This is a genomic window from Mycolicibacter engbaekii (assembly GCF_002101585.1).
Taxonomy (GTDB): domain Bacteria; phylum Actinomycetota; class Actinomycetes; order Mycobacteriales; family Mycobacteriaceae; genus Mycobacterium; species Mycobacterium engbaekii.
Genome location: NZ_LQOT01000048.1, coordinates 1 through 6,770 on the forward strand (window position 1 = coordinate 1; position 6,770 = coordinate 6,770).

At 66.1% G+C, this 6,770-nt stretch carries 8 protein-coding genes; all 8 read left to right on the forward strand.

Translation table 11 applies throughout. The annotated features are described in order from the left end of the window. Positions 1–157: 157 nt before the first annotated feature. The 8 genes from AWC02_RS14835 (at position 158) to AWC02_RS14870 (ending at position 6,558) form a co-directional block, all read left to right on the forward strand. Entirely contained in the window at positions 158–1,297 is a 1,140-nt protein-coding gene (locus AWC02_RS14835; protein ID WP_133055648.1) for a tyrosine-type recombinase/integrase, read from the forward strand. Positions 1,298–1,521: 224 nt separating this feature from the next. Beyond that, positions 1,522–1,737: a MerR family transcriptional regulator gene (locus AWC02_RS14840; RefSeq protein ID WP_109561031.1), complete on the forward strand. Its 216-nt coding sequence runs from the start codon at positions 1,522–1,524 to the stop codon at positions 1,735–1,737. Between the two features lie 371 nt (positions 1,738–2,108). Continuing rightward, positions 2,109–3,440 (forward strand): AAA family ATPase, encoded by a 1,332-nt coding sequence (locus AWC02_RS14845; protein ID WP_133055649.1) that lies wholly within the window; start codon positions 2,109–2,111, stop codon positions 3,438–3,440. A 410-nt stretch (positions 3,441–3,850) separates the two neighbouring features. After that, positions 3,851–4,279: a DNA-binding protein gene (locus tag AWC02_RS21670; protein ID WP_133055650.1), complete on the forward strand. Its 429-nt coding sequence runs from the start codon at positions 3,851–3,853 to the stop codon at positions 4,277–4,279. Then, positions 4,263–4,694 (forward strand): hypothetical protein, encoded by a 432-nt coding sequence (locus AWC02_RS14855; RefSeq protein ID WP_085129528.1) that lies wholly within the window; start codon positions 4,263–4,265, stop codon positions 4,692–4,694. The genes AWC02_RS21670 and AWC02_RS14855 overlap by 17 nt, the downstream gene beginning before the upstream one ends. A gap of 19 nt (positions 4,695–4,713) precedes the next feature. Then, positions 4,714–5,256, forward strand: coding sequence for a hypothetical protein (locus AWC02_RS14860; RefSeq protein WP_085129529.1), 543 nt, complete (start codon positions 4,714–4,716; stop codon positions 5,254–5,256). Between the two features lie 571 nt (positions 5,257–5,827). After that, a complete protein-coding gene (locus tag AWC02_RS23045) occupies positions 5,828–6,139 on the forward strand; it encodes an HNH endonuclease signature motif containing protein (protein ID WP_165757914.1) in 312 nt (103 codons plus the stop codon). 50 nt (positions 6,140–6,189) lie between these two features. Continuing rightward, entirely contained in the window at positions 6,190–6,558 is a 369-nt protein-coding gene (locus tag AWC02_RS14870) for a hypothetical protein (RefSeq protein WP_085129531.1), read from the forward strand. Positions 6,559–6,770 lie beyond the last annotated feature (212 nt).

Consider the following 6,770-nt stretch of genomic DNA (forward strand, 5'->3'; position numbering starts at 1 on the left):
TGGTAGCGCACTTGACTGGGGGTCAAGTGGTCGCAGGTTCAAATCCTGTCAGCCCGACAGAGTTTTAGCAGGTCAGAAGCCTGAACGGCTTGAGGGCCGTGCTGATTGCCACGGTTTGACGGCAACCGTGACGACAACTGGCGTACCATGCGCGGGTATGGCGAAGCGCGCAAATGGCCAGGGCACTGTTTACAAACGCGCTGATGGGCGCTGGGAAGGCCGGATTTCCTACATCGACTCCGACACCGGCCAACGGCGCCGACAAGCGGTTTACGGCAAAACGCAGCGGGCAGCGCTTGCCGCGATGAAGAAGATTCGGGAGCGACTCGACGCCGGCCAGCCAGCTCGAGATGCCTCGATAACACTCGGGGCATGGCTCAAGCAATGGCGCACCACGACGCTGGCGGTGTCCGATCGAGCAGCGACAACCCGCGAGCTGTACGCCACCCTGGTCCGCAAGCACCTCGAGGTTTCCCCGGTCGGAGCCGTGGCGCTCGACAAGCTGCGCCCGCACCACATCGAGGCCATGATCCTGGCCCAGCGGGAGGCCGGCCTTGCTGCCTCCACTATCCGATCCATTTTCGGGGTCCTGCGGCTGGCCCTAGACGGTGCAGTGCGAGACGGTCTGTTGGCTCGCAACCCGGCGGCCCAAGTGCAGCGCCCGGGGGTGAAACGGCAGGAGGCCCGGTACCTTGGCGGCGATGAGGTAGCGAGGCTCCTGGCGGCGGCCCGCCCATCGCGATACTGGGCGGCACTCGTGCTGATTGCTGGCACAGGAATCCGGCGCGGTGAAGCCTGCGGCCTGTCATGGGAGGCGGTGGATCTGGACGCTGGCACCATGCGGATCGCTGCCACCGTGTCGCGGGTCGGCGGGCAGTTAGTGACCGCGGAACCGAAAACAGACCGGAGTCGTCGTACCGTGCCGTTGTCGTCGGCGTTGGTGAACTTGCTCAAGGCGCATCGGGCCGAGCAGGCCGCAGAGCAGCTACGGGCTGGTGACCAGTGGCAGGGAAGCGGCTTGGTCTTCACTACCGAGTTAGGCGGCCCCGTCGATCCGCGCAACTTGTTGCGCGTGGTCCAGGTCGCCGCTGATACCGCGAATCTGGAAGGCGTTGGGACGCACACGCTTAGGCACGCGGCAGCTGTTGGCTGGCTCGAATCCGGCGTGCATATCAAGGCGGTTGCCGACTTGCTGGGCCATGCGTCGATTGCGGTGACCGGCGACATTTACGGGCACACCAGCGACGACACGGCGCGCGCAGCAGTCGACGGGCTGAGCGCCCGCCTTGGACTGTGACGTTCGTCACAGCCCTAATTATTGCGAATCCGCTGACCACAAGATTTTTCAGGACTAGCGCCTGCGGCCTTTTGCTTTTGTGTGCCTATCTCTCTGTAGAGTAATCTACAGGCGCACAACAGATTTCGTGTCCACACAGCTTGCCGGGTATCCGCGGTCGACCGCAGGATAGTCCCTGAGCAGCAGCCGAAAGCATCGGCAGCACGACACGGAAGGACTGTTCGATGATTGCCACTGACACACACCCGCGCCGTCTCGTACCACTCCCCGAAGCCTGGGCCGCACTCGGCGGTATCGGCCGCAGCACCGGCTATGAACTGATCGACGCGGGCAAGCTGACCCGAGTCAACCTCGGCCGCCGGGCTTTCATCACAGCCGAATCTCTGGACCGCCTCGTCGCTGAACTGACTGCCGAGGGCGAAGCGCGGACACAGGCATAACGTCCGCGGGGGTGGAGTGAAATGCGGAAATCCGCGGCCAGGGAGGGGCAATCCAGTTGGTAGACGCCGACAATGATGCCGATCCAAATACACACGGCACCAATATCAGTCGTGTCGAACCGCTCGACTTTGCAGCATGGGTCGACTCGAAACGCGCTCGGCAGCAGCGGCAGTCAGCCACCCTGACCCGGCACGCCGGTGACTACCGGCCAGCGGTGATTGCGGGTGTGGACCCCTACGCTGCCAAGGCTCTCGCTGAGGAATGCGCCGCGGTGGCTGGCACCGCGGAAGGTTCACGTAACGATCGACTGAACAGAGCAGCGTTCAACCTCGGGCAGCTCGTCGGGGCCAGCGCCCTCACCCGCGCCGCTGTGGAGCAGGCCCTAAGCGTCTCCGGTCAGGCTTGCGGGCTGGACGACAGCGAGATTGGGCCGACCATCGCCAGCGGCCTGAACGCTGGGATAGCGGAGCCCCGCGATATCCCGGCATCGGTGGTGGTGGACGTCGCTAACACCGACGTCGGCGGCCTTGGCGCCGGCGACAGCAGAGACGGTGAACGGGTGGACCCTTTTGAGGCGGCGGTCCAGGTGCAGATGGATGTGCTCCGTATCCGGGAAGAGGCTCGGCGCCGGTTCGCCGCCGAGCAGCGCCCACCGGTGGCGCTGCCACCGGTCACCAGCCTTACCGCGTTGCTGGACGAACCCGACGACCCAGTCGTGTACACCATCGACCAGCTCGCACCGGCTGGCGGCCGCACCCTGCTCGCTGCACAGCAGAAGGCCGGGAAAACCACGATGGTGAACAACGTGGTGCGGTCCCTCGCCGACGGCGAACCGTTCCTCGGCCGGTTCGCCCCAACTGCCGGCCCGCACCGCATCGCCATCATCGACAACGAGCTGGGCCGCAACAACACCCGCCGCTGGCTGCGCGCTCAAGGCATCACCAACACCGACGCCGTTGTCGATGTGGTGAGCCTGCGCGGACAGGTCGGCGCGTTCGACATCACCGACACCGGACTGCGGGCACGGTGGGCGCGACGCTTCAGAGAACTCGGCGTCACCTATCTCGTTTTCGACTGCCTACGCCCGATCCTCGACGCAATCGGGCTCGATGAACACCACGACGCTGGCAAGTTCCTAGTGCCATTCGATGCGCTGCTCCACGAGGCCGGTATCTGCGACGCACTGATGGTCCACCACATGGGGCACAGTGGGGAACGCGCCCGCGGTGACTCCCGCATCCTCGACTGGCCCGACGCCATCTGGCGGCTCATGCGGGAAGACACCGACAACCCGGCCTCGCCGCGCTACATGGCCGCACACGGTCGCGACGTGGACCTCCCCGAAGGAATGCTGACGTTCGACCCAGCCACCAAGCGACTCACCTACGGCGGCACCAGCCGCACCGAGCAGGCCATCGGGACCGCGCTACGTGCAGTCATCGCCACTGTTGCCGCATCGCCGGATCCACTGTCCGGTCGGGCCATCGAGGAAGCCGTGATGGCCGAGGGGCACACGCAGAAAGCGGTGCGGGGCGCCACCGACACCGGTATCAAGCGGGGGATGTTGAAGGTGGAGTGGGGTGCAAGGCGGGCCAAGCTTCACAGCATCGCGCACCCGTGCAGCGGATGTGGAATGCCGGTGGCGACTGGCCGAGACCGTCACGAGCAGTGCCCGGCGACGGTCGAAGGGCTGGACTTGTGACCCCCAGTGCGTCAGTGCGTTGGAGTGCGTTGCCAGTGCGTCAACGCACAGGGCGGCGGTCAGTGCGTCAGTGCGTCAGTGCGTATTTGCAACGCACTGCACTGTCTGCCCCCACCGCAGGTCACTACGAAGAAGAAAGGGCAGGCAGTGCGTCAGTGCATCGGCGTTGACATGGTGACCATCACGCCAGCCGTGTGGCTGATGAGTCGGATACATCTACGCGGCTACCGCAACGGTCGAACAGCGGCGCCGCTGGTGGCCGCAAACCGCCGCAATGTCCTGGTGCGACAGAAGCCGCGAGCTGACGATGGGCGGCCCCAACACCTACCGCCACGGCGGCCGTCAGTGGTGCGCCGATCGGAACCAGGAATGCCGACAGGCGATCCGCACAACCAACCACAGGGGGAACGATGACCGCCGCCATCAGTTACGACGAGGGGGAGAGCCCACAAAACCCGCCTTGGAGGCTCACCGACCGCAACATAGCGGCTCTACTGCACGCCTGCGAGGAGTATTCACGCACGGCGGCGGTGGTGTCACCGGCCGTCACCGAAGCCGCCTGGAAGCTGTCGGCAATGACAGTCGACCTGGCTGCAATGTCGCGGCGACACCGGCCGGCACGTGACCGAATAGGCTTGATGGACAACGACGCGCAAACCATCGATACCGGTGAAGCAGCGCGGATTCTTGGCCGCCACCCCCGCTGGGTGCAGCGGCACCGGCAAGAACTCGGTGGATACCGCGACGGCCGCGGTCGGCTCAGATTCGACGCCGCCGCCATTACTGCCTACCACCGCGACCACAGCATCGAAGGAGACCGTCATGCCCACACAGGGTGAGATCGTCGCCGCGCTCCGATCCATGAGCCTCGGCGAATTCAAAACCACGATAGCCAGAGCGAGACCCCCGGAGGACTACGACTCCGGTGCCCGCAAAGCCGCGGCCGCCGAAGGACTTCGAGCGTTATTGCGCCGCGGAAGTACCTCGGTCGCGGACGCCCTGGGCGAACACAACGACTCGAGTGAACGGCGGGCAGCAGCCCGGCGGCTACTCCACGGCCACGCCGAGCCCGATGCTGCGGAGCGACGGAAAACCGAAGCGGTTGTGAGGCTCTCCGACTATCAACGGTCGTCTTTGGGCCGCGGTACCCGGATCACGCCGGGCACTGCACCCAGCGACCGCAGCAACGCGCTCGACGCGATCAGTCAGCACGTCAACGTCGACCCGTCGCCCAACACTGGCGGCACCTACTAGGACACGAAAGAGGTTATTGATGTTCAACCGTGACGCCCTCGCCGAAGTCAAGGCGCGCAGAGCGATTCGGGAACTGACCGCGCTGAACATCAGCGTTCCGCAGCCGGTAAAGGATCAGCTCGACCAGCTCGACACGTTGGCCGCAGCTGCTCCGAAGCATCCCGGCGATCAAGCACTCATCGAGGCGACAATCGCTGGTGACCCGGACCAGATTATGAAGGAGGCCATCGCCCTGGCTACGCACGAACATCGGCAACGCGCCCACGCCGCCGCGGTCCAACGGGCCGGTGCTGCTGTCAGCGCCGCCCTGCGCGCCAACCGCAAGCCGATCGTTGACGCGTTGACCGAGCAGGCGCAACAGGCCGCCAACCGGGTTGCGGCTGCCCGCAACCTCGGCGATACCACCGTTGAATCGCTGGTGCTGGCCGGCCGGCACGACGACGCCAGCCTGCTGGCCGCAGTCGGGGCCAACCGCCAAGTGTTCCGCCGCCTGGTGGGGTGGGCTGATCGGAATCTTGGCCAGCTGCTGCCTGTTTCTGACCCCGACAGCGCTCCCGAATAAGCCTCGGGGATCGGTGAGTTTGGGCCGCGCCCGCTGCTGGCTGCCGCCGCCCGCCGCCGATCCCCGACCCACACGGCCGGCGCCGACGTGAAACCGACTGCTGCCGGGATGTACCGCATCTCCTCGGACCGGCGCGGTGGGGAGGACGTCGGCGTCGGCCGTGTCCACAATCCCCGGCCCCCCATGTGTGTCCAAGCAGCCGTGCAGGGGGGGCTGGCCACAGCGAAAGGACGGACCCCATGCCCGGACCCACCCACACCACCACCGGACCCGCCGGCCCGGGTCGCCGGCCCTGGCTGCCCCAGGACGAATACGACCGGATCCACTTCGACCGGCGTGTCCGTTGGTGCGTCGAAGAAGGCGATCACCGGCAAGCTGAACTCAAACGGCACCGCACACGCCACCTCGGCGCGCGATGGAAACGTGCACGGTGAGCAGCAGCACAAGCGCCGACGGTGGGCCGCAACCAGGTCAACGACGTAAGCCATCGCACAACTGGTCACGCAACGGCGGCACAGCATCAAGCCGCGTAACCAGCGGCAGACAATGGCGACTGCTGCGCGAACGAATCATGCGGCAAGCAGGCAGAACATGCGAGGTCGTCGGCTGTGAACTGCCAGCACACGCCGTCGACCACATCACGCCCGTCAGCCTGGGCGGCGCCGAGCTGGGCCCCGACAATTTGCAGGCAGTCTGCGAACCACACCACCGGGAAAAGACAGCCCGCGAAGCGGCGGCGGCGGCAGCGGTGAAACGGGCGGCACCGAAGCCGCAGCGCCGGGGCCGCATTCACCCGGCCGACGTGCTGCGCGGCGCGGCGCCCGCACCGACCGAGGGGTGGGGGCAGTCCCCGCCGGCGAGGCGGACCCCGAGGCCGACATAGGGCGTGCCTGTCCGCGCAATGCGTCGAGATTTTGAGAGGAGCGCCAAAGTATGAGTGCAGGAGACGACCTTCGGGCGGCGTGGGCGGCTGAGCTGGCCGCAGCTGACCCGGCACTGGAATGGAGTCCGCATGAACTGACCCACCTGGATGCGGCTTGCCGGGCTGCGGACCGAGCTGAAGCGTTGCGGTTGGCGTTCGCTGCCGAGCAGGCCGGCGAACAGCGGCCCGACGTTCTGGTCAAGCTGAGCAGCGAGTTGCGGATGTTGGACAAGGCGGTCGCTGACCACCTGGGGCGGCTGACGTTGGCCGAGGACGAACGGGTGAAGTCGCCGCAGCATCAGGCGGCGGCTAATGCCCGCTGGGATGCTCGGCGGGCTCAACATGAGCAGAACAGGCAGGTCGCGTATGGCAAGGCGTAAGAGCGTTCAGGCGGTGCGGGGGACGCCTGATGATTTGCGAGCGGCGGCGGCTGACGCGTTGAAAGCGGATCTGGCGATCTATCGAACGAATGGCGTTCCGCATCCCCCGTCCCTTGATGTGTGGCTGGCTGGGGTTGGCAATGTCAACTTGAACTGGCCCCGGTGTGACGGTTGGATTTGGCCCCATCCGGTGAGGTTCGGTTGAGGTGGTT